Source organism: Actinoplanes sp. CA-131856, assembly GCF_050956135.1.
Lineage (GTDB): Bacteria > Actinomycetota > Actinomycetes > Mycobacteriales > Micromonosporaceae > Actinoplanes.
Genome location: NZ_CP191849.1, coordinates 3,785,388 through 3,811,554, shown reverse-complemented (window position 1 = coordinate 3,811,554; position 26,167 = coordinate 3,785,388). Strand labels below are relative to the sequence as shown.

Annotated in this window: 1 protein-coding gene (running past one end of the window); it reads left to right on the top strand. The window is 73.2% G+C overall.

The genetic code is table 11. The features are described 5' to 3' along the window. Positions 1-6 precede the first annotated feature (6 nt). On the top strand, positions 7-26,167 hold the 5' portion of the coding sequence (locus ACQP2X_RS17525; RefSeq protein WP_498698247.1) for a DUF8616 domain-containing protein. Its footprint extends 21,215 nt past the window's final position; only the first 26,161 of its 47,376 coding nucleotides appear in the window; its start codon is at positions 7-9; its stop codon lies off the right edge, out of view.

Sequence of the window (26,167 nt, the reverse complement as noted above, 5' to 3'; positions counted from 1 at the left end):
TGATCGATGCCCGACTTCCACATCCCGAACGACCCCGAATGGCAGTGGGTCTACGACCTCATTCTGTACGGGGTCGGCGAGGAGTTCCCGCAGGCGGACCCGGCCGCCCTGCGGGCCATGGGCGACGACCTGTACCAGTTCGCCGTCAACCTGACAGCCGGCTACGGCGCCACCACTAACCTCGGCAACGCCATCAACGGCAACCTCGAAGGACCGGCCGCCGACGCGTTCAACAAGTGGTATCCGGCCCTCACCAAAGACGTGCCGGCCGGCGGCGACATCACCAACAAGCTGGGCGTGTCGGCGTACCAGTTCGCCCTCGACTCCGAGTCGGCCCAGTACGGCGTCATTATCGCGGCCTTCACGATGGTCGTCGAGATCGCCATCGCGCTCTCCTCCGGCTTCGGCGCGGTCGCCGTGGAACCGCTGATCGCGCTGGGCCGCAAACTCGTCGGCTCGATCATCAAGATGCTGAAGGAGAAGCTCCGCAGCCTGTTGATGAAGCTCATGTGGGAAGCCTTCGAGGAGGCGATGGAGGAGGTCTGGCAGAGCGCGGCCGGCCAGCTCGCCCAGATCCTCGAAGGCAACCGCAAGGGCATCGACATGAAGGACCTCGGCATGTCGGCTGCGGGCGGCGCCTTCATCGGCTTCGGGGCGAGCGGCTTCCATGTGATCGGCGGCAAGCTCTTCCCCAACCTCAGCAAGAACTGGCTGTTCAAGGAGAGCTTCTCAGGACTGGGCGAGACCATCTTCGAGGGCTTGTTCACGGCGATGGTCAAGGGCGACTTCAACCCGTTCGCCACGATGACGTCGTCGCTCATCGGCGGGATCAGCCACCACTACGCGCACGAGATCGGCCACTCCTACGGACCGGGCGCCCACGGTCCGGCCGGCCACGGCACACCGGCCGCGATCACCGGCAACGACATCGACGTGGACGTCTCGGCACCCCCACCGCCGCCCGAAGCCCCACCGGAAATCGGTGGCGGGCCCGGCGCGGGTCCCGGCGCCGGGTCGAATACCCCGGGTGGCGCCTCCGCCGGCTCCGGCTCAAGCTCTGGGGCGGGCACCGGAACGGGCGCCGGCTCAAACAACGCCGCCGATGACGGCGCGGGCACAGGAGCGGGTGGCGGCGCGGGCACAGGTACCGGCGCAGGCACGGGTACCGGCACGGGCGCAGGCGCAGGTGCGGGCGCGGGAACCGGCGCAGGCGCGGGCGCGGGAACCGGCGCAGGCGCAGGTATCGGCGCGGGCGCAGGTATCGGCGCGGGCGCAGGTATCGGCGCGGGCGCAGGTATCGGCTCGGATACCGGCACAGATGCAGGCGCGGGTACGGGCGCGGAGGCAGGCGCAGGTACCGGAACGGGCGTGGGCGCGGGTGCGGGCGACAGTGCTGGTGCAGGCACAGGCGCAGGGACGGGTTCGAGCACGGACACAGGTGCAGGCGCGGGTTCCGACGCAGGCGCAGGTGCCGGCACGGGCACAGGCGCGAGTACGGGTTCCGGCGCGGGTACAGGTTCCGGTGCGGACGTGGGCGCCGGTGCCGGTGCCGGTGCAGATATGGGCGCAGGCGTCGAAACAGGAACTGGCGCGGACGCAGGAGCCGGAACTGGCGCCGGCATCAATGTGGGCTCCGGAACGGGCGCTGACACCGGAACAGATACCGGGACGGGGGCGAACGCCGGCACTGGAGCGGGCACCGGCGTAGGCACCGGATCCGGCTCGCCCGCCACCGGCGGCAACACCGATGCGCCCGGTGGCACCACGGCGCCGGCCGGTGGCAGCACCGCGACGCCTGCGCCCCAAACCAGCACCTCCGGCGGCTCCGCCACAGCCCCATCCCCCGCTACCTCGGGCAGCACGGCGGGGACCAGCGCCGGTTCGACCGTGGCGCCGGTCGAATCCCTGGCTACGCCTGGAGCGGTCGGGGACGTTGCCCGGGCCGGCGTGCCGACCACGTCGGATTCGCCCGTCGCGGGCGACACCCCAGGCGTGCGTCCAACCGGGACGGCAGCGCCGGGTGCCACCGGATCGACTGTGGCGACGCCGGGCACCTCGTCCGCGAGCGACTCGGCGACGCAGTCGGGTGGGCTGCCGGGCTTCCAGACCCGCACCTTCTCCTCGCCGGGCACGACGTCCGGTTCGTCCCCGACGACGGCCGCTGTGGGCACCCAGCCGGTGCGGGGCAGCAAGCGCCGGACCGACGAGCGCTCGAAGGACGAGCGGCCCGTGCCACCACCCTCGATCGCATCCGGGGTCGTGGCACCGGTGGAAACCGACGTCGTGACCCCCGTGGCGATCGACCTCGGACCCGCCACCGTCCCCGAGATCGTGGCGCCGGTGGCCGCCGCGTCCACCCAAACGTCCGCGACCGCGACGCCCGCAACCGTAGCGCCCGCCGTCGCGCCGGAGACTGGCGCGCAGGCCGGGCCCTCGGTGGGGGCGGAACCGCGGCCGGTGGGGGGTGGCATCTCCCTCCTTGATGAGGGCGATCCGCTGGGGCATTGGTTCGTTCCACAGGTCGACAACGCCGGGCGGTTCCACGTCTTCGGGCACGGCAACCCGTACAGCATGCGTGCCGGCGTCTCCCCGGCCCGCCTGGCGGAGATGATCCGCAACGACTCGCGCTGGGCCGGGAAACCGGTCGTTCTGGTCGTCTGCGAGAGCGGCAAGGACCCCCAGCACGGCTTTGCCGCCGAGGTGGCCCGCAATCTTCCGGGAACCAAGGTGTACGCACCGAGCGGCGTTGCCTGGGGCACCCCCGCCGGCCACCTCGTGGTCACCCCGAAGGTGATTTCGCCCGCCGGGCGGCTGGTGGCGACCGCGCCCGCCGCGGCCGACAGCTATCGCGAGTTCGTGGCGGGCGTCGACGGAACCGACCTTCGGGTCAGCTCCGGTCCGACGGTCCTGATGCGCAACCAGCCCGTCGGCGAGGTGGACAACGACAGCCTGCTCGAGGCGATGAGGGACGCGCTCGCCGCGGTCGACGCCCGGCCCGATCCGACCACCGACTTGCTGGCGAAGCAGGACCGGCTACGCGTCGCCGTGGAGGCGGCCGAGATCGCCGCGGAAGGCACCCACGACGCGGATCCGGCGATCCGCGACGAGCGGAGCCGAGAACTCGCGGGGTACTACCTCGCCAGCTCGATCATCTCCCGGCACGTCGTTCACGATGCGACGGCAAGCGCCGAAGCGTCGTTCAGCGAAGATTCCACGTTGTCGCGGCCCGAGTCGATCCGGAACGAGTGGCGCAGCCGTGCCGCTGACAGTGACGCAGAGCTGACCCGGCTCGTCGACGACTGGATCAACACCGAGTACACCGCGCTGAACACCAAGGGCGGCATCGAACAAATCGACTTCGTCAACCACACCCACGGCATCCTCACCGCAATCGACAGCGGCGAACCCAACCCGGCCCGCACCTGGCTCCGCGACCAGATCCTCCACGAGCAATACAGCCACACCTGGGTCGGCCAGCCCCGGATGAACGACGACGGCACCATCGACCGCATCCGGCAGCGCGGCGCGGCCCGATCGGCCGAGGACGTCGACGCCCTGGTGCAGGCCGCCCAGTCGCTGCCGATGCCGGCGCCGCACCCGGACAAACATCCGGCCGACGCGCACGTCATCCACGCGCACTTCTCCGGTGAGGCGCCGATCCACGCCGCCGCCATGCACCTCGCGAAGAAAAAGTCGGACCTGGTCATCGAGCATGACCTGACCTACTTCCTCGACGAGCGCCGCGCGCTCGAAGCGGTCGAGCCCGGCACCCGCAAACCGGCGGCCGACCTGATCGGAGAGGGTCTGACCAAGGCGCAGCGACTCCGCGCCGACGTGCTGGCGATGGGGATCCCGCCCGAGCGGGTGACGCTGGAGCGGACCTTCGACACCGGTGGCACCGGCTGGAAGCGAGCGGTCAGCCGCACCCACGAGGCGGTCGCCGAGAGCTTCCTCGACAACGAGGACAAGGCCCGGCAGACGCTGCACGACAACGTCCTCAAGGACGTACGCAACGACGTGGCCCGCGCCGCGGAACTGACGGCGGCCGTGGAGGCCAAGCTCGGCCTGACCACCGACAAGCCGGTCGTGTTGCTGTGGGTACGCCGCTCCGGGTTGAACGCCGGCGGCGCCTACCCCGAGCTCGACATGTTCGACGGCATGCTCCGCCAGATCGCCGACCACGCGGGCCAGGAACTCAAGTCGCAGGTCGTCCTGGTCGGCGACGATCCGGGACCGGACTTCGCCGACCTCACCCAGAACAGCCTCGTCCAGTTCTGGAAGACGCTGTTGCCCGGCCGGCCGGCCCTCAACCGGGCCGAGCAGCTCTTCGTCCTCGACCACTTGCGGGCCAAGTACAACGCGACCGCGGTCGGCATGGAGAGCGGCGCCATCGAGATGCCGGCTCTGCTCGGCATGAACACCGTCTACCTCGAGCACCGGGGCATGCGTACGGGCAAGGCCGAACGCTGGATGATGGTCTCCGGCGCCGCCGCCGACGACCCGGCCGGGGGCACCGAACCGTCGAAGCCGGGGCCGGTCTCGACGTGGCGGCGGCAGCAGTTCGAGGCGCCGACCGAGTGGCTCTTCCAGATCCAGCGCATCAACCGGCTCATCGCCGGCGGCGCACCCGTCAGCCAGACCCGCCGGGCACTACAGGACTGGGTCGCGGTGCTCGGCGAGTACGACGAGTCCCGCACGGCCTCGGTAGTGGGTGGCCGGGACTGGATCCGGGCCGGCGTCGAGCTGCGCGACCAGCTCACCGTGCTGCTCGGCGAGGACGCCGACCCCGGCGCCGCGCCGGTCTCCGACGACGACCTGCTCGCCGGCACCACCGCGCTGATCGAGCACCTCACCGGCGCCCACGACCTCGCGCGGCCGTCGAACGACATCCCCGGCACCTACGCCGTCACCCATTCGATCAAGCTGTCGCAGGGCGAGCTCGACCGGCTCTCGGCCCAGATCGCGGCGATGCGGAACCCGGACGGCACGACGCCGAAGCGGAAACTCGGCGCGATCCGCGACGAGCTGGCCTCGGCCCGGACCGACCCGCAGCCCGAGACGTACGTTCCGGCGGTGCCCGTCGTCGAGGCCGGCCTCGGCCTCTGGCCCGACGCCATGCGGCTGAGCCTGCGGGCCGACGAGGTCCGGGCCACGCTGAACGCGCCCGGCCAGGCCTGGTCCGCGCAGCGCCTGGCCCAGCTCGACCGCATCCGCGACCTCGCCGGCGAGCTCGAGCAGCTGCGGCTCCAGGCCGACCGGGAGTACGCCGCCACTGACCTGCTCCGCGCCAAGTTCGACGAGATCGGCAACGATCTCCGCAGACTCGACACGGCGGTCCATGACGGGATCGTCGCCGCGGCCGACGACGCCCTCGACCCGGCCAGCCCACGGAACCGGGCCCTGGCTGGCTTCCTCATCTCCCTCACCAAGGCCCGCGACGCGTACGCGGAACGCTCCTTCTTCGGCGACCGCACCGAGCTCGACCAACGGGTCGCCCGGGTCGGCGAGGCCGCCAAGCGACAGCCGGCACCCGCGAAGAAGGGCCGGAACCAGAACCCACGGGTACGAGCAACGAACAGCGCGCCGGCGCGGGCCGTGGCCGACCTGGCGCGCGACGTCGACGGCACCTGGCGGGCCGACGGCGTACCGCTGCTGGTGAGGCCGGCCCCGGACGGCCGCGACGGCATCACCCTGCTCTCCGACGCCGACCTCGCGGCGATCGGCGATCGAGCCGTCCTCCCGCCCGGCCGCGGCCCGGTCGTCATGGTCCACGGCGCTTCCGGCAACGGCCCGCCCCGGGTCCATGTGCCGGTCGCGGGCGGCGCGGTGACGCTCACGCCGGAGCAGGTTGCCCAGCTTCTCGGCCCGTCCACCCCGGACGCGCCCATCACGCTGCTGGCCTGCTACAACGGCGAGGTCTCGGGCGAGTTCGGGCGGCGGCTGGCCGACGCCGCCGGCAACGACGTGCTCACCCCGTCCGGCCACGTCCGGGTCGGCGTCGCGACCATGCCCGCGCAGCCCGTCTCGGTCGGGGAGCGGCCGTGGCTGCTCTTCACCGGCGACAGCGAGCCCTGGGACGTGGTCAACGACGAGCGCCCGTTCGAGGGAATCAGTGCCGTCGACGCCCCCCAGGACCCGTCCGGCGTCGCCCTGAGCCCGCCGCGGGCGGAGACGATCCGCGACGAATGGCACGGCCGGGCCGGTGACGGCGACACCGAGCTGACCCGGCTGGTCGACGACTGGGCCGCGGCCGAAACCGCCGACCTGGACGGCAAGGGCGGCATCGAGCAGGTCGACTTCGTCAACCACACCCACGGCATCCTGGCCGCGATCGACCCGGACGACCCGAACCCCGACCGCAACTGGCTACGGGCCGCGATCCTGCGCGAGCAGTACAGCCACACCTGGGTCAACCAGCCGCGGATGACCGCCGACGGGACCATCGACCGTCCCCGGCAGCGCGGCGCCGCCCGCGACCCGAAGGACGTCGACGCGCTCGTCCGGGCCGCGCGACCACTGCCGGCGCCGCACCCGGTCAAGCACCCGGACAAGGCGCACGTCATTCACGCCCACTTCTCGGGCGAAGCTCCGATCCACGCCGCCGCCATGCACCTCAACCCGGCGGAGTCGAACCTGGTCATCGAGCACGATCTGACCTATTTCCTCGACGAGCGCCGCGCTCTGGAAGCGGTCGAGGGCGAAGAACCGAAGCCGGCCGCCGACCTGATCGCCGAGGGCCTCACCAAGGCGCAGCGGCTTCGGGACGACGTACTGGCAATGGGAATTCCGCCCCAGAACGTGAAGCTGGAGGAAACCTTCGACACCGGTGGGACCGGGTGGAAACGCGCGGTCAGCCGGACGCACGAGACCGTCGCCGCCAGCTTCCTCGAAAGCGAGGAGAAGGCCCAGCAGACGCTACGCGACAACGTCATGCGGAACGCGTCCCGCACCGATCAGTTGGCCGAGGCCGTCGACAGGCTGGGCCTGACCACGGAACGACCCGTGGTGCTGCTGTGGGTGCGCCGCTCGGGTCTCAACGCCGGCGGCGCCTACCCCGAGCTCGACATGTTCGACGGCATGCTCCGCCAGATCGCCGACCACGTCCGAACCGAGAAGGACGCTCAGGTCGTCCTGGTCGGCGACAAACCCGGTGACGCGTTCGCCGATCTCACGGAGAACAGCCTCGTCCAGTTCTGGCGGACACTGCTACCGAACCAACCGGCCTTGAACCGGGCCGAGCAGTTGTTCGTGCTCGACCGGCTGCGGGACAAGTACAAGGCGACCGCCATCGGCATGGAGAGCGGCGCCATCGAGATGCCGGCCCTGCTCGGCATGAACACCGTCTACCTCGAGCACCGCGGCATGCGTACGGGCAAGGCCGAACGCTGGATGCTGGTCTCCGGCGCCGCCGCCACCGATGCCGCCGACGGTGGCGCGCAGGCTCAGCCCGGGCCCGTCTCGACGTGGCGGCGCCAGCAGTTCGAGGCGCCCACCGAGTGGCTGTTCCAGATCCACCGCCTCAACCGCCTCTTCGAACGCAACGCGCCCGTCCGGCAGACGCGCCGGGCCCTGCAGGACTGGATCGCCGTTCTGGGCGAGTACGACGAGTCCCGCACCGCCTCCACCGAGGGCGGCCGCGACTGGATCCGGGCCGCCACCGATCTGCGCGACCGCATCACTGACCTCCTCGACGAGAACGAGAACGACGACGAAGGGCTGATCGCCGGGACGACGGCCCTCATCGACCACCTCACCGGGGCGCTCGGCCCGCTGCCCAACGTGCCGTCGAACGCCATTCCCGGCACGTACGCCATCACGGACTCCATCAAGCTGTCCCCGGGCGAGCTCAACCGACTCACCGCCCAGATCGACGCGATGAACGCGCCGGACAACACCGTGGACAGCCGCACCCTCACCGAGATCCGCGAGGAACTGGCCGGCGCCCGCAACGACCCGCAACCCGAGACGTACGTCCCGGCCCTGCCCCTCAACGTGGCCGGGCTCGGCCTGTGGACCGATGCCCTGAACCTCGAACGGCACGCCGGTGAGATCCGGACCGCGCTGGACGCCGGCAAGGAACAGGCCTGGTCCAGACAGCGCATGGACCAGCTCGACCGGATCAGCGGCCTCGGCCGCCGCCTCGACCGCCTCGAGGACCGGGCCGCGGCCGACCCCACCACCACCGACGACTTCCGCGACAAGCTCGGTGACCTGCGGACGGACCTGCGCGCCCTCGACACGTCCATCCGCGCCGGGCTCGTTGCCGGCGTCGACACAGCGCTCGACCCCGGCAGCAAGCTGCCCCCGATCGCGCTCGCCGGCCGGTATCAGTCGCTGACCGAAGCTCGCGACAACTACGCCCGCCGCTCCCACTTCCGCGACACCGCCGATCTCGACGAGCGCCTGACCGTGCTCCGCACGACCGTCGAGGCGCTGCCGGCTCAGCCGGGCAAGGGCCGGGGGAAGAAACCGAAGGCCCCGGCCCCGGCCACGAAGACGACACCGACGCCGACCCGGGTGGAGTCGATCCGCAACGAGTGGCGCCGCTGGGCCGGCGACGGCGACGCCGGGCTGACCGCCCGGGTCGACGCCTGGGCCGCCGCCGAGGCCGCCGACCTGGACCGCAAGGGCGGCATCGAACAGGTCGACTTCGTCCGCCACACCCGCGACATCCTGGCCGCGATCGACGCCGCCCCGCCGCACCCGGACCGGAACTGGCTGCGCGAGACGGTTCTCCGCGAGCAGTACAGCCACTCCTGGGTCAACCAGCCGCGGATGAACGCGGACGGCACGATCGAACGCCCGCGGCAGCGCGGCGCCGCCCGCCTTCCTGAGGACGTCGACGCGCTGCTGGAGGCCGCCCATCCGCTGCCGGCGCCGCACCCGGTCAAACACCCGGACGACGCCCATGTCATCCACGCCCACTTCTCCGGCGAGGCTCCCATCCACGCCGCCGCCATACACCTCGCGCCGAACCAGGCGAACCTGGTCATCGAGCACGACCTGACCTACTTCCTCGACGAACGCCGGGCTCTCGAAGCGGTCGAGCCCGGCACCCGCAAGCCCGCGGCCGACCTCATCGCCGAGGGCCTGACCAAGGCCCAGCGACTCCGCGACGACGTCCTGGCCATGGGCATCCCGCCCGAGCAGGTGACCCTCGAGGAGACCTTCGACACCGGCGGCACCGGCTGGAAGCGCGCGGTCAGCCGCACCCACGAGACCGTCGCCGCGCGCTTCTACGACAACGAGGACGAGGCCCGGGAGACGTTGCGGGACAACGTCCTCGACAACGTCCTGCGCGACGTGCCGCGTGCCACCGAGCTGATCAACGCTCTCGACGACAAGCTTCGCCTGACCTTCGAGAAGCCGGTCGTGCTGCTCTGGGTGCGCCGCTCGGGCCTGAACGCCGGCGGCGCCTACCCCGAGCTCGACATGTCCGACGGCATGCTCCGCCAGATCGCCGACCACGCCCGGACCGAGATGGACGCCCAGGTCGTCCTGGTCGGCGACGACCCCGGTCCCGGGTTCGCCGACCTCAAGGAGCACAGCCTCGTCCAGTTCTGGAAGACGCTGCTGCCCGGCCGGCCGCCGCTCGACCGGGCCGAGCAGCTCTTCGTCCTAGACCAGCTGAACCAGCACCACCGCACGGTCGCGATCGGCATGGAGAGCGGCGCCATCGAGATGCCCGCGCTGCTCGGCATGAAGACCGTCTACCTGGAACACCGCGGCATGCGCACGGGCAAGGCCCGGCGCTGGATGATGGTCTCCGGCGCCGCCGCCACCGACCCCGCCGGTGGGACCCCGCAAGCGCAACCCGGACCCGTCTCGACCTGGCGGCGCCAGCAGTTCGAAGCGCCGACCGAGTGGCTCTTCCAGATCCAGCGCGTCAACCGGCTCATCACCGACGGGGCCCCCGCCGGCCAGACCCGCCGGGCCCTGCTCGACTGGATCGCGGTGCTCGGCGAGTACGACGAGTCCCGCACCGCCTCCTACGAGGGCGCCCGGGACTGGATCCAGGTGGGACGCGACCTGCGCGACCAGCTCACCACCCTGCTCGGCGAGGACGCTGACCCGTTCGCCGCACCCGTCTCCGACGAGGATCTGATCGCCGGCACGGCACGGCTCATCGAGAATCTCACCGGCACGGTCGCTCCGCTGCCGAGCGTGAAGCCGCACGAGATCCCCGGCACCTACGCGATCACCGACCAGATCAAGCTCTCCGACGCCGAGCTCGACCGTCTCACCGGCCAGATCGAAGCCATGGTCGACTACGACGGCACGATCCCGAAACGCGACCTGCGGGAGATCGGCGACGAGCTCCGGGCCGCCCAGGACGACCCGCAACCCGAGAAGTACGACCCGCTGAGCCTCGCCGTCGCCGGCCTCGGCCTCTGGACCGACATCCTGGAGATCGACCAGGAGACCGGCAGCATCCGCACCGCCCTCGCCGAGGAGCGCCAGAACTGGTCGGGCCGACACCGCGAGCAACTGGAGCGCATCGGCGACCTGATCGACCGGGTCGACGACCTGCGGCGCCAAGCGAGGGAGGACTCCGGCTCCAGCGACCGGCTGGTCCGCCGGCTCGACGATCTGCGCACCGACCTGCTCGCCCTCGACACCGCCATCCTGGGCCGGCTCACGACCGCCGCCGAGTCGGCGCTGAGCCGGCCCGCCAACACCTACCGCGGCATCCACCAGTCCCTGAGCGCCGCCCGCGCCGAATACCTGGCTCACTCCCGAGTCCGCGCCACCGAGAACTTCGACCACCACCTCGAGCGTCTTGGCGCGGCCGCCCAGGCCCAACCGGCCACCAACGGCCGTGGCAAGGGCAAGAACAAGGGAAAGGCCGCCGCCGAGCCCCCGCCGCCGAGCACGCCCGCGTCGGCTCGCCTGGACGCGGGCATCACCTTCCTGTCGCCGGAGGATCCGAGCTTCGGGCCCTTCGAAGCTGCCTCCGGGGTGTCCCAGCGGTTCCTGGTCGCCGCCCACGGCAACGGGCAGACGCTGGTCGACGGCGCCCACCGCCGCTCGGCGGCCGAGGTCGCGGCGGCGATCCGGGCCGACCCGCGGTGGACCGGCCAGCCGGTGCTGGTGGCCGTCTGCCGCACCGGCAGCGACCGGCGGGGTGGCTTCGCCGCCCAGCTCGCGCGGGAACTACCCGGGACCGAGGTGCTAGCGCCGGACGGGGTCACCTGGATCACCGGCGACGGCTATCTGGCGGTCACACCCGAGATCGAACGGGGCCCGTACGGCACCTCGGTCGGAGGCGGCGGCCGGAGCGCGGGATATCTGCGGTTCCAGAGCTCGCCCGAGCACCCGCAGGACGTCCGGGTCACGGTCGCGGCGCCGATCGTCGCCCTCAACGAGCCCGTCGGGACCGTCGACGCCGCGGCGCTGGCCCGCACCGCCGTCGCGGGCGTCGACCGGACGCGCGAGCAGGTGATGGCGTCCGCGACCCGGGCCCACGGCGGGCTCGGCCTGATCGGAAGCCTGCCGCGGCTCGACCCGGACGCCGTCCGCGAGGACCGGGACGACGCGGACGAGGCCGCCGAGCAGCTCGCCGCGCGCCTGGCCGAGCCCGGCCGGCGCGACGCCGCGGTGCAGCGAGAGATCGACGAGAACCGGGCGGTCTTCGACGCGTACCGGGAGGCGCTCGGCCGGGCCGTCGAGGCCACCGCGGCCGACACGCCGGTCGGCCGGATGCAGTCCCTCCGTGACGAGCTCGCCGGCGACTTCGATCAGCTGCGGGAGATCGGCGAACGCGTCGATCAGGCCGTCGACCGGGCCGCGGCCGCGCTGGACCTGACCGACGAGGATGCGCGCCTGCTTCAGGTCGTCGACGCCTACACCGAGCTCGACGACGTGGCCACGGTCGTCGCCGCCGCGAGCGAGGCGGTCGCGGAGCGCACAGTTGGCCTCGAGGCGGCCGTGGCGGCGGCGGCCGAGCCGTTCCGGGCGGCCGCCGAGCTTGTCGCCGAGGCCGACCGGCTGACTCCGGCCGCGGTCGAGGCCTACCAGACCACGATGCGGCTCCTCGACGACGCGACGGCCACGACCGTGGAGGACTCCGACTCGGACTCCGACGACGTCTGGTACGACGCCGAGAGCGGGGACGACAACTCCGAGACAGGGGGCAACGACTCCGAGAACGGGGACCACGACTCCGGGCCGGCGCGGAACGTCCCCACGCGGGTCACCGGCGGCATCTCGTTCTTCACGCATCAGGACCTGCTCCACGTGGCCGCGACCACCCGGTGGGACCACCCCGACCGCTACCACGTGGGCATCCACGGCGCGCCCCATTCCATCCGGCCCGACGGCGGCGAGGACATGTCGGCGGCGGAGCTGGCCGAGATCATCCGGGCCGACGAGCGGTGGGCCGGCCGGCCGATCGCGCTCATGTCCTGCTTGACCGGAGTCGATCCGGTCGGCGGCTTCGCCGCCGACCTGGCCCGGCAGCTGCCCGGCACCCGGATCATCGCCCCCAACGGTCTGGCCATGCTTACCATGGACGGATCCTTGATGGTCGCCCCGGACATCACCAGGGGTCTCTACAACGTTCCGCGGGTATCGACGACCCCGACGGCGGAGCACCGGTTCCGCCAGTTCGAGACCGACCCGGAAGACCCCAGCCGGGTCATCGTCACCCCCACGGTCGCCGTGCTCTCCCCCACCGCCCCGCTCGGCGTGGTCGACACGGCCAGTCTCGCCGCGGAGATCCAGAGGCAGGCGGGCACGCCGCCGGCGGACGTCGCGGCTCGGGAGGCCACCACCGAGCCGCTGATCGAGGCCCTGCGGAACGGTCCCGGCTTCGACGACGCCTACGTCTCGGCCGCACGGGCTTCCTTCGAGAACACCGTCACGCTCCAGTCCGCGGTCGAAGGATTGGACCCCTGGCTGGACGAAACCCGGCAAGACGTCATCGGCCATGCCCGGCATCTGCGGGCGCTGCGGGCGAGCCGGCCCGGCGACCCGGCGGTCCAGCAGTTCGATCGGCAGGTCCGCGACCTCGCCAACACCCTCGCCCGCACGGCCGGGCCGCTTCGCGCCGCGACCGACGCCGTGGCCTCCCATCTGCCCGCCCTCGAGCGCTTCGACGCTGCCGTCGCCCGTGCCGTCCAAGTCGCCGGCCGCAACCGTGTGGCGTCGCCGGAGGAGCTCGAGGCCCATCTGCACTCCCTGCGCGAGCTGGACGGCCTGCGCCGGCGGTCCCTCGCCGAGGCCGACGCCGCCGTCGCCGGCCACGTGGGCGACGAGCAGCACCGCGCGCTGGCCGTCGCCTATCTGAACGCCAATTACGCGCAGATCGCGATGCAGGACGCCGACGATCGACTGGACTCCCTGACCGAAGACCTGACGCCGGAGTTGATCCGCGAGGCGAGTGCCGCTTTCCTGGCGGCCGAGCCGCTGCGCGCCGCCGCCGTCCGGGCCGCGGCGGCCGGGCTCGAGCACCACCGGCAAGCAATGGTCCTCGCGGAACGGGTAGAGGACCTAAGCACGGCCGTGGCCGCGGCCGCGCGGCAGTTCGGCCCGGTCGAGCTCGACCCGCGGGACGACAGTCTGGACCTCGACGATCTGCTGAGGCCCGAGGAGGACACGCGGGACGGCGTCGCCGTCCGCGTCAACGGCGGGCTCTCCCTGGTGCCGCGGGGCGACACGACCTTCGCCGAGCTTCTCCCGCTGCTCGGCCAGAACGACGCGTACCACGTGCTCGGCCTCGGCAGTACCGCCGGACTGGATGTCGGCGGCCAGCGGATGGGGGCGGCGGAGCTCGCCGGTCTCATCCGCGCGGACGAGCGGTGGACCGGCCAGCCGGTCGTGTTGATCGCCTCCGACACCGGCGTCGAGGACGAGGGCTTCGCCTCCGAGCTGGCCGGGCTCCTGCCCGACACCGACGTGTACGCCCCGGGTGGCATCGTGCGGACCACCGCCGACGGCTACGTGGTGGCCACGGTCGACGAGGCCGAGGGTCCGCCCGATCCCTGGGTCAAGTTCGCGCACTTCCGCACCGTGAACGGCGATCCGCGGGACGTGGAGCTGATGCCGTCCCATCCGGCGCTCTCGGTTCGCGAACCGGCCGGCGATCTCAGCACGGACGGGCTCGCCGCCCGGATCAGCGAGCTCGAGGCCGACGTCACGGCCCGGGTGGAGCGGGGCGAAGCGAGCCTGACCGACCCCGCGAACCGGGGCGAGCTGCGCCGGGCGGCCGAGCTGCGGGACAGAGCGCGGGCGACCGCGACCGAGGCGCTCGCGCAGCCGAGTATCGGGTCGCAGGCACTCGCCCTCGCGTACCTCGACATGCACGACGCATCGAGGATCGCGGCCGAGGCGGCCGTCACGGAGACGTCCGCCGTCATGCCCGGCGGCGACAGCCCGGCGCCGGGCCCTCGCGCCGTGCCGGAGCCGACGGCCGGGGGCATCTCGTTCCTCGCCCCCGGCACGGTGCACGCCGCGGCCGCCCAGCGCTGGGTCCACCCGGACCGCTACCACGTCGGCTCGCACGGCACGGTCGACGCGCTGCAGCCCGACGCCGGTGGCATTCTCACCCCGGCCGAGCTGGCCGACATCATCCGCGCCGACGAGCGGTGGGGCGGCCGGACCGTCGCACTGATGAACTGCTACACGGGTGTCGACGCGGAGAACGGGTTCGCCGCGAACCTGGCCCGGGAGCTGCCGGGCACGAAGGTCATCGCTCCCAACGGCGTCGCCTGGGCCACGCCCGGCGGCGCTGTGGTGGTCGCCCCCGGAATCACGTCCACCCCGTACGGCGACAGCCGCCTCTTGACCGCGCCGACCACCGAGCACCGATTCCGGCAGTTCGAGGCCGACCTCGCCGACCCGGGCCAAGTGACCGTCACCCCGCTCCCGCACGTCGTCTCGACCGGGACCGCGACGGGCGAGGTGGACGTCGACGCGCTGGCCCAGGAGGTACGGAACAAGGCCGCTCAGGAGCCGGCGGACGCCGCGGCCAACGAGGCGGCGGCCGGGGCGCTGGTCGAGGCGTACCGGGCCGTGCCCGCGGCCGCCGGCGATCTCGACACGCAGGCGCAGACCTCCTCGCAGCGAACGCGCCGGATGGTCGCCACCTTCGACAACTTCGACGGATGGCTCGGCGATATGCACGACAACGTGCGGGTCGCCGAGCGCATCGGCCGGTTGGTCGACGCCACCAGGCCCGGTGATCCGGCCGTCCGGACCTACCGGGAACAGGCCCAGGACCTGGCGGATGCCCTCGACAGCGTGTCCGGCCCGGTGCGAGCGGCGATCGACACCGGACGGGCGAACATCGCCACGGTCCAGGCCTACGACGCCGCCCTGGAGCGTGCCGGCGAGGCCCTGGCCCACATCCAGTGGCCGCACAGCAACGAGATCGAACGCCACCACAGCCACCTCAGTGCCATGCGGGCTCTACTCGGCCGGGCCCGGGCCGACGCCGAGGCGGCCGTCTCCGATCTCGACGGCGACGACCAGCACCTCGCCCTCGCCGTCGCGTTCATGAACGCCGAACACGCGCAGAAGGCGGCGGCGCAGGCCAACCGCAGGCTGATCGGCCTGACCGCCGGCCTCAGCCCGGAACAGGTGCGCCGGGCCGCCGACCTGATCGAGGAGGCCGAACGGCTGCGACCCGCGGCTCAGGACGCGACGCGCGCCGCGATCGAGCAGCGGGAACGGATCCGTGCCCTCACCCAGGACGCCGACGACGCCCTCGCGGAGATGGCCGCCACCGCGGAGCAGCTCGGGCTGAGTGAGGCCGACGACCCGGGCGATGCCGGCGCGCCCGCCGCCCTCACTCGGGTGGACGGTGGATTGTCGTTCCTCGCACCGGGCGATACGGCGTTCGACGCGTTCCTCCCGCTGCTCGGGCAGAGCGGCGCCTACCACGTGCTCAGCCACGGCACGCCGCACGCTCTGACGGGCGGCGGCCGGCGGGTCGAGGCCGCGGAGCTCGCCGGTCACATCCGTGGTGACGAGCGGTGGGCCGGGCAGCCGGTCGTGCTCGCCGCCTGCCGCACCGGCACGGCGGACGACGGCCTCGCCGCCGAACTGGCCCGGCACCTGCCCGGCACCGATGTGCTCGCGCCGAACGGCATCGCCTGGATCTCCGCCGAGGGATACCTGGTGGTCACCCCGGATCGGCAGGACGGACCGTACGGCACCGGGCTCGTCGGCGCCCGGCCCGACGACCGGAGCCGGTTCCTGCGCTTCCGGACCGCCGACGGCGACCTCGGGGAGGTGACCGTCCAGCCGTGGCTGCCCGCGCTGTCGGTCCTCGAGCCCTTCGGCGGCTTCGATGCCGACGCGCTGATCGGCCGGATCGCCGACATGGCGGCGCACGCCACCGAGCAGATCGAGGCGAACACGTCCGAGGCCCGGGAGACGCTGGCCCGCCTGGACCACCTGCCCGAGATGGACACCGAAGCGCTCGGCGTGCACACCGGCGAGGCCACCGAGCGGGCCGAGCGACTCGCCGCCCATCTCGACGACACGGCCGCCTGGCTGACCGTGCAACGCGCCGACCTGGTCGACATCGCCCGGACGAGCGAGACGACGCGAGTCGAGCGGGACAACGCGGAGACCAGGGAACTGGAGTTCTGGGCCTGGGCGACGGCGGAGACCTTCGGACGGTTCGCGGCCCGGACGCAGGCCGCGATCGACGACGGCCGGAAGGCCATCCGCGACCTCGCGGCACAGATCGACGCGCTCGCCCACATCGTCGAGGCCACCGGAGAAGACAGCGTCGTCGGCCGGGTCCAGGACGCCCGCGAGGAGCTCGACAACGACCTGGGCAACCTCGAGGTGGCCGGCGAGGTGCTGGCGCACGCCCGGCTGGGCACGGAGACGGCCGCTGCGCTGCCGAACGGCGACGCCCGGACTCTCGGCACCGCCTACCTCGACACGCAGAACGCTCTGGCCGTCGCCTACCGGGCCGGGCTCAACATCGAGAAGCAGGCCGACCGCCTGGACGCCGACCTGCCGGACGCGGACACCGCCTACCGCGTGACGGCCGGGCTGCTGGCCGAGGCCGACCGCCTGTCCACGGTGGCCGACGAGGCGCACGCCCGGACCCTGCGGGGTCTCGCCGACGCGGCCGCCGCGTGGCCCGACCTCGAGCGGCGGGTCCGGTACGTCCACGCGCTCGCCGAGCAGGCCGGGATCGAAGTTCCCGGCCTACCGGACCGGCCGGCCCTCGACCCGGTCGCGCCGCCGGCGCCCGTCCCGGTCGGCGACGACAGTGCCGTGCTGGCCCTCCCGGCTCCGGAGCCGGAAACGCGGGCCGTCCCGACCCGGATGGCAGGCGGAATCTCCTTCTTCGAGCCCGGCAGTGGCTGGCATGAGCGGGCCACCACCTGGACGCATCCCGAGCGCTATCACGTGGCCGCCCACGGCGATCCGCACGGCATGTACCCGGATACGGGTCCCCGGCTGTCCCCGGCCGATCTGGCCGAGATCGTCCGGGCCGACGAGCGGTGGGCGGGCCGGCCGGTGGTTCTCCTCGGCTGCTCGAACGGGCAGGACCGCACCGACGGGTTCGCCGCGAGGCTGGCGCGACTGCTGCCCGGTACCAAGGTCGTCGCGCCGACCACCGTCGCCTGGGCCACCAACGAAGGCGTGGCGATCGCGAGCTCCGTCGTACCCGACCCGCTGGACGACTTCCGCATCCGGCTGCCCATGCTGTCCCCCGAGCACCGGTTCTTGCAGTTCCACAGCGAACCTGGTGACGCCGAGCAGGTGATCGTCACGTCGCTGCCGCCCGTCCTCACTCCGGGCGAGGCGCTCGGCACAGTCGATCCCGCCGGGCTGGCCGAAGCAATCCGAAATGTGGCCGAGCGAACGCTGAGTGGCATTGCCGAAGGCGAGCGCGCCGCGGACCGCATGGCCCGCGACGGTGCCGAGGTCATGCGGAACCCGCACCGCACGAGGACGACAGGTGATCGTCACACCCGGGCGCGCACCCGATCCTCCATGCTGGAGCGGCGGCTGCACGAGAGCCGGGACACCCTGCGACAACTCGGGGAGATCAGTCCGTCCGGCCCGGGCGGGGACCGGCTGGTGGAACAGCTCCGAGCCGCACAGAACGCCTACACCCTCGCCGAAGGACCGGCGCAACGGGCCCTGGTGGCCCGCCAGTCCCACCTGCCCGCCCTCGCGGCACACGCCGAGGCCGAGGCGCAGGCCAACCAGGCGATCAGTGACTCCGGTCTCACGACCTGGCTGGGGACGTACCGGACCCGTTTGAGCGACGCCCGCGCCATGAGCGCCGAAGCCTCCGCCGAGGTCGAGGACGCGCTGTCCCGCCTCGAGGACGACGAGCAAATCCGTACCCTCGGTCACGCTCTGATGACCATGACGGCCGTACAGGCCGGGGCTCTCGAAGCGGAGCAGGCCCTCACCAAGATGGCCGAGGACCTCACACCCGGGCGAATTCGGGCCATGCTGGACCTCCTCGCCGAGGCCGGCCGGGCCAAGCCCGCGGCGGACGCGGCCCACGCCGCACTCAGGCCGCTCCTCGACGAGGCTGACGGCCCCATGCGGGCGGCCGCGTCGCTGGTGGATCGGGCCCGCCAGACAGCATGGCAGATGCGGCAGCCCCGCCCGGCGGTATCGGTGCCGGCACGAGGCAACGTGACGGTGCGGGTGACGCAGCGGGCACGCCCGACTGCACAGCCGGGCCGCAACCGCCGCGACCACGGGATGACCTTCGCGGCCGACAGCACGGCCGGCACCCGTCCGGCCACCGTCCCGGTCCGGATGCCCGGCGGCGTCTCGTTCTTCGCCGAGGGCAGTGATCTCGACCTGGTCGCCCCCCGGTGGAGCCATCCCGAGCGGTATTACGTGGGCGGTCACGGCCGGACCACCGCGATGATCCCCGACGGCGAGCCGCCGATGTCCCCTGAGGCCCTGGCCGAGATCATCCGCGCCGACGAGCGGTGGAACGGCCGTCCGATCGTGCTGGTCTCCTGCGACACCGGCATCGACCCGGTCGAAGGCTTCGCCGCCAACCTTGCCCGGCAGCTGCCGGGCACCCGAATCCTCGCACCCCACGGCCTTGCCTGGAGCACACCCGACGGCGCCATCATGGTCACCCCGGGCTGGCGCACTGGCCCGTACGGAACGAAGACGTACGGCACGGAGCCCACCGACGAACACCGGTTCCGGCAGTTCGTCTCGGCGACCGACGACCCGGGCCGGGTGCTGGTCGAGCCGATGGCGCCGGTGATCGACGCCGGCTCGCCCCTCGGCACGGTCGACGTGGCCGCACTGCACGCCGGTGTCGACCAGGAGGCCCGCTTCACCGAGGGCATCGTGGCGAAGTGGCGCGACGACGCGCGTCTGGCCCACGCGTTCACCGGCGCCCCGGAGATCGGGCACGACACCCTCGCCGACCGGGCCGGCCGGGACGAAGAGCGCGCCGCCGAGATCACCGACGCCTTCGCCGCCCTCGACCACTGGCTCGACCGCACCCCGGCGCGGCTGTCCCGCATTCTCGAGGACGGGCACCGCGAACAGGTCGCCCGCCCCGACGATCCGGTCGTGCGGCAGTTCGTGAACCGGATCCGCGCCACGACCGACGCCTTCGCCCGGTCGGCCGATCCGGTCCGCCGGGCGATCGAGGCCGGGCGGGCCCAGTTCGCCGTCATGCAGGACCACCTGCTCGCCGTGCAGGCAGCCGTCGACCTCTCGTCGGCCGCGGCGGACGGCGTCGAGACCCACCTTCGGCACCTGCACGACGCGGACGTGATGCGCGGCCGTTCCCTGGCCGCCGCCGAGAGCGCCCGGAATGGCCTCAGCGGCGACTCCCAGCAACGCAGCATCGCCGTCGCCCTGAGCACGGGCATCCACGCCGCGGACGTGGCCCGGGCGGCCGATCTCCGCCTGACCTGGCTGGCCGAGGCCGTCGCCGACCCGGATGTCCGGAGCTGGGACGACTATCTCGCGAAGCTCGACCGCCTGGACGCCCCGGCGGACCAGGCGTACGGCATCGCCCGGGAGCACCGGCAGGCGGCCGACGAGTACGGCCGGGAGGTCATGGAGCAGCTACGGTCGCTCGCCGGTCTCGCCCGGCGGCTCGGCGTGCGGGCCGATCCGGCGGACGGATCCGAGGCGGCCGACGGCGTCTTGCGGGTGGACGGTGGGCTGTCCCTGCTGCCGCCCGGCGATCCGGTGCACCGGATGCTTCAGCCGTTCCTCGGGCAGCAGGACGCCTTCCACGTGCTCAACGACGGCGGCACCGACACGCTGGGCGTGGCGGGGCGGTCGATCGACGCCGCCGAGCTGGCCGTACTGGTCAGGGCCGACGAGCGGTGGACCGGGCAGCCGATCGTCCTGATCGGCTCCCACTCCGGTGTCTACGACGACGGCCTAGGCGCCGAACTCGCCCGTAACCTGCCCGGCACCGACGTGCTCGCCCCGGCCGGCATGACCGTGGCCACCCCCGACGGTCATCTCCTGGTGGCACCCACCGGGAACTTCGACGGTCCGGGGCACTATCGGCGATTCCGCATGACCGGCGACGGTGCCGTCGCCGGCGAGTCGCTGCCACCGGTGTTCGCGCTCGACTCGCCAGCCGGCGAGATCGACCGGACACAGCTCGCCGCCACGCTGCGACGCATCGGGTCGGACACCGCGGCCGAGATCGAGCAGGGTGTACGGGACGCACGGGCGACTCTCGACCGGATGGTGGGCCGGGCCGGGTTGTCCGGCGAGCGCGCCGCCGTCGAGGCCCAGCTGCGCACCCTGCAGGAGGCGAGCGAACAGCACGCATCGGCTGTCCGGGCCGTCGATGCGGCCGTGCGCGACGGCGCCGACGACGGCCGGCTCGACGCCCTCGGCGCCGCCTATCTGGACCTGCGACTCGCGTGGAGCGCGGCGGTCGGCGCGCGTTGGGACACCGTCGCGTCTCAGCTCGCGCTGGCCGTGACCCCGCCTGCGCCGCGGACCGATGCCGCCGAACCGGCGCGGGTCGAGGGCGGGATCTCCTTCCTCGCACCCGACGAAGGCATGTCCGACTGGTTCGTGCCACGGCTCGACCACCCGGACCGCTTCCATGTGTCCGCGCACGGCGACGCGCACGCGCTGGTGCAGCACGGCCGGCGGATCACTCCGGCCGAGCTGGCCGAGATCATCGACCGGGACGAGCGCTGGGCCGCCCGCCCGGTCGTGCTCGCCGCGTGCGACACCGGCGCCGACCCGGACAGCGGCTTCGCCGCCGAGCTCGCCCGCCGGATGCCCGGCACGCAGATCATCGCGCCCAGCGGCACGGCCTGGTCCACCCGGGCCGGTCACGTCGTCACCACCGGCGATGCGCGCTTCCGGCAGTTCCAGGGCGACCCCGACGGCACCCTCACGATCACCGATCTGCCGCCGGTGCTCATGCGTACCGAGCCGATCGGCGCCATCGACCTCGACCGCCTGGCCGGCACGGTCGCCGACATCGTCACCGTGCCGGCCGACGCCGGCGATGAGGAGCGACTGCGCCTGGTCGCCGCCGCCCACGTGGCCACCGGCGACGGCACGAGCCTGGGCCAGCGGACCAGCCGGCCGAGTCGCCCCGCGCCGCCGGACGAGAGCGATCCGCGCCGCGTCCCGTCCGGCCTCTCCCTTCTGGCCGAGGACGACGAGGGATACGAGGCCGCGCGGCGGATGCCGGACGCCCCGGACCGCTACGTCGTGTTCAGCAGCGACGCGTTCGACGGACTGACGGCCGGCGGGCGGCGGCTGACGGCCGACGAGACCGCCGAGCTGATCAGCAACGACGAGCGTTGGCAGCGCCGTACCGTCGTGCTGGCCGCCACCCGCTCGGCCGATGGCTGGTCCGCCTTCGCCGAGACGCTCGCCGAGCGGCTGTCCGGAGTGCGCGTCATCGGCGTGGATGGCGCGATCCACGTCACGACCGCCGGCCACCTGCTGGCGATCGCCCACGGCCGAGACGGCGGCTCGGTGGCACGGTTCCTCCAGTTCCGGGCGACCGGGTCGTACTGGGAACCGATCAGCCTCACCACGCTTCCCCCGATCGTGCAGGCCGGTGCGCCGATCGGCCGGATCGACGGACCCGGCCTCACGGCGACCCTCCGGCAGGCGGAGAACACCGTGTCCGGTCGGGAAGCCGCGGCCGTGGACGCCGCCCGCGACGGCATCACCCAGCTGATCGCCGCGCCCGTCCCGGACGGGGAGGTCTTCCGCGCACGGCACGACGAGCTGATGGACGACAGCGCCGGCCTGATCCCGTATCTCAACCAGACGGCCGAGCAGCGCGACCTGGCCATCAGCCTCCTGCACGCAGCGGGGCTCGCGCTGCCCGACGTCCGGGACCGGCTGCCGGCCGGCACCGCGGACCGATTCGAGACACATCTGCGCGCCGCCGCCGACGCCTTCGACCGGATCGCCCGCGAGCTCCGCCTGACCTCCGACGGACTCGACCAGGTGGTGGCCGTCCAGTCGTTCCGTGAGGTCTTCAACGACGCCGAGAGCACCCTGCGTGAGGCGGAGGCCGCGCACCTGGACGGGCAGGCTCTGCGCGAGCGGATCGACCCCTCCCTCGCGGCGGCCCGGGCCGCGATCGAGGCGCACCGGTCAGCACGGATCGCCCTGGCCACCACCGCCGGGGCAAGGAACGGCGGCGGGCGGGACGCGGCGATCGTCCAGCAGCTCCTCGACGCCGACGGCAACCTGCGGCGGGCCGACGGCCTGTACGACGGGCTCCAGAACGCCGCGGGACAGATGCGGGCACTCGCCGTCCCCGTTCGCACGGCCGCGCGCCTGGTGGCCGAGGCGGACCGGCTCGCCCCTGCCGCCCACCGGGCGTTCGACCGCTTCGCCCCGGTGACCCAGAGCGTGCACCCGCTCTGGCTGGAGATGAACGGTCATCTGGAAGCCGCCCGGGCGATCGCGGCCGAAGGCGGCCTGACCGACCAGATCGCCGGCCACAACCGCGACGCGGAATGGTTCCGGGACCACGACGAACGAGGCCCGCGGTCGCTGGACACCGGTCCGGCCGAGGCAACGCCGGCGGCGGCCGGCAGCGGTCTCTCCTTCCTGCCCGCCGGCGACGAACTGGTCACGTGGCTGCGGCCCCAGCTCGGCCGCACCGACGTGTTCACCGTCGCCGGCCATGGTGACGAGACCGCCCTCAGGGCCGGCGACGAGCGGATCTCCCCGGCCGAGCTCGCCGTGCGCCTCCGCGCCGACGGCGACTGGAACGGGCGTCCGGTCCTGCTCGCCGCCTGCTCGACCGGCGCCGGCACCAGCTCCGGATTCGCCGCCGACCTCGCTCGCGAGCTGCCCGGGACCACTGTGCTGGCACCGGCCGGCACCTCCTGGGTCACCCCGGGCGGGCACCTCGTCGTCGGACAGGGCGCAAGTGGGCCCACCGGATATCGCCGCTTCGAGGCCGCGGCGCACGACCCGGCCGGGGTCACCGTCACCGACCTCCCACCGATCATGATGGCCGGAGCGGTCGACACCGGGGCGCTGGCCCGTGCGATCGAGACGCACGCGGCGCGAACGGCCGCGCGCCAGGATCACGTACGGCGGCTGGCCGCGACGAGCCGGCAGCCCTTCACCGCCACCCTGGCCGAACTGGCCGGCGCCGCCGACGACCACGAGCAGGCGCGCCGGGCCGTCGCCGCCGACGACTCCCCGCATGTGCTCGCCCGCGCCTACCTCAGCAGCAGCCAGGCGGCCGCCCGTGCGGCCGCCGCCGTCCGCAACCTCGGCGACCTCCCCGGCGCGCCGGGAAGCGAAGCCGGGCCGGCCGCGCTCGGGCAGCGCCACAGCGCGCCGGCCGCGGCGAGCGGCAGCGACGACGGCCTGAACGTACCGGCTGGACTCTCATTTCTCGACGAGGACGACGACGGGTACGGGATCGCCCGGCAGATGCCGGATCGCGCCGATCGCTTCCTCGTCTTCGCCACGAGCGCGTCCAACAACCTCGCGGTCGGCCACGAGCGGCTGTCGGCCCATCACCTGGCCACCATGATCAGGTCCGACCCGCGCTGGCGGGGCCGCGCCGTCATCGTGGCCGCCTCGCACTCCGCGAACGGATCGGCGCCGTTCATCCTGGCGCTCAGCCAATACCTGCCCGGCACACGGGTCATCGGCGTGAACGGCACCGCCCGGCTGGTGGCCGGCGGTCACCTATTGGCGATCGGCCGTGACCCGCAGGGAAGGCACATCGGACCCACCAGCTTCCGGCAGGTCCGGATGAGCGGTTCACGCTCCGAGCCGTTCAGCGTGACCAAACTGCCGCCGCTCATCCAGGCCGACTCCGCGCTCGGCCGGATCGACGTGGCCCGGCTCGAAGCGGCTCTGCGGGAGGCCGAGGCGCCGCTGCCCGGCCGGATCGCAGCGGCCGAGACGGACGCCCGGGACGCTGTGACCCGGCTGATCGCCTCGCCGGTGCCGGACCGGGACGGGTTCCGGGGTCGGCACGACGCGCTGATGGACGACAGCTCGGCGCTCCTGCCCTATCTGCGCGAGGTCGCCGGGAGCCGCGACGACGTCCGCGCGAGCCTGCACGCCGCCCAGTTCGCGCTGCCCGACGTGCGCGACCGGCTGCCGGCCGACGCGGCGGCCCGCTTCGAGAGCCACATCCGGGCGGCAGCGGAGGCACTCAACCGGATCGCGCGGGAGATGCGCCTCGAGTCCACCGGACTCGATCGGGTGGTGGCCGTACAGACTTTCCGGGAGGTCTTCCGCGAAGCGGACCACACGGCCCAGGAGGCGCAGCGGCAGCAGCAGTTCGCCGACTTCGGACGGGGCCACGTCGACGGGGCTCTGGCCGCCGCGCGGACCGCCCTCGCCGCTCACGAAGCCGTCCGGACCGCTTTCGCGGACGGAACCCGGGACCCGGACAGAGCCGCCGCGTTGCTTCTGCGGTCCGATGAACATCTGCGCGCGGTCCAGCGATCCCTGGACCGGCTCTCGACCTATCTGGAGTACATGGAGGGCCAGGTCGGCCCGGCCCGCACCGCCGCACGGCTGATCGTCGAGGCGGACCGCCTCGCGCCGCCCGCCCGCCGGGCGTTCGACAACCTGGACGGGGTCCTCGGCGACCTGGAGCCGGTGTGGCTCGAGATGGACGCCGAGCTGCGGGCGGCCCGGGCGATCGTGGCCGCAAGCGGCCTGGCCGACCGGATAGCCGACCACAACCGCGGCGCCGAATGGTTCCGCGACGAGGCCGGCCCGCAGTCCCTGGCCACCGGTCCGGCCGCTGCCGCGCACCCGGCCGGCGACGGGGTGCTCTCCTTCCTGCCGCCCGGCAGCGATCTCGACGCCAGGCTGCGTTCGCACCGTCGCCGCAGCGATCACTTCACGGTGGTGAGCCACGGCGACACGACGGCGCTGCGGATCGGCGACGAACGGATGTCCCCGGCCGGCCTGGCCGAGCGGCTCCGCTCCGACGGCCGCTGGACCGGCCAGCCCGTGCTCCTGGCCGCCTGCTCGACCGGCGCCGACCCCGACCACGGCTTCGCCGCCGGCCTGGCCCGCGAACTGCCGGGCACCGTCGTGCTCGCACCCGCCGGCACCGCCTGGGTCACCGCCGAAGGCCACATCGTCGTCGGCCAGGATCAGACCGGACCCACCGGCTTCCGCCGCTTCACCACCAGACCGGGCGACCCGGCCGAGGTGACCGTCGCCGAACTGCCCCCGATCCTCACCGCCGGCGACATCGACCCGGCCGCCCTGGCCGCCGCGATCGACGCTCAGACCGCCCGCACCGCCGCTCGTACCGCCCACTTCAGACAGAGCCCGGCCGCCGGCCTCGACGCCGCGTTGTCCGAGCTGGCCGCCGCGGCCGCCGAGCATGAGGAAGCCCGCCGGTCCGTCACGGGTGACGACTCCCCGTACGTGCTCGCCCGCGCCTACCTGCGCAGCAGCCAGGCGGCCGACCGGGCAGCCGCGGCCGTACGCGGGCCGAACGGCACGTCCGGGGCGCCGCAGCCGCTGGGACAACAGCCGAGCGGCCCGATCGACCTCGACGCCGCGGAGTCGGACGACGAGGATCCCGGCTCCGGTCGCGTCCGTGGCGGCCTCTCCTTCATCGCCGAGGACGACCACAACCTCGCCACCTTCGCCCGGGAGGCGGAGCACGCCGATCGCTACTACGTGGTGGGCCACGGCACCAGCGAGAGCATGCGGACGCCGGACGGGTGGCTCTCCCCCGGCG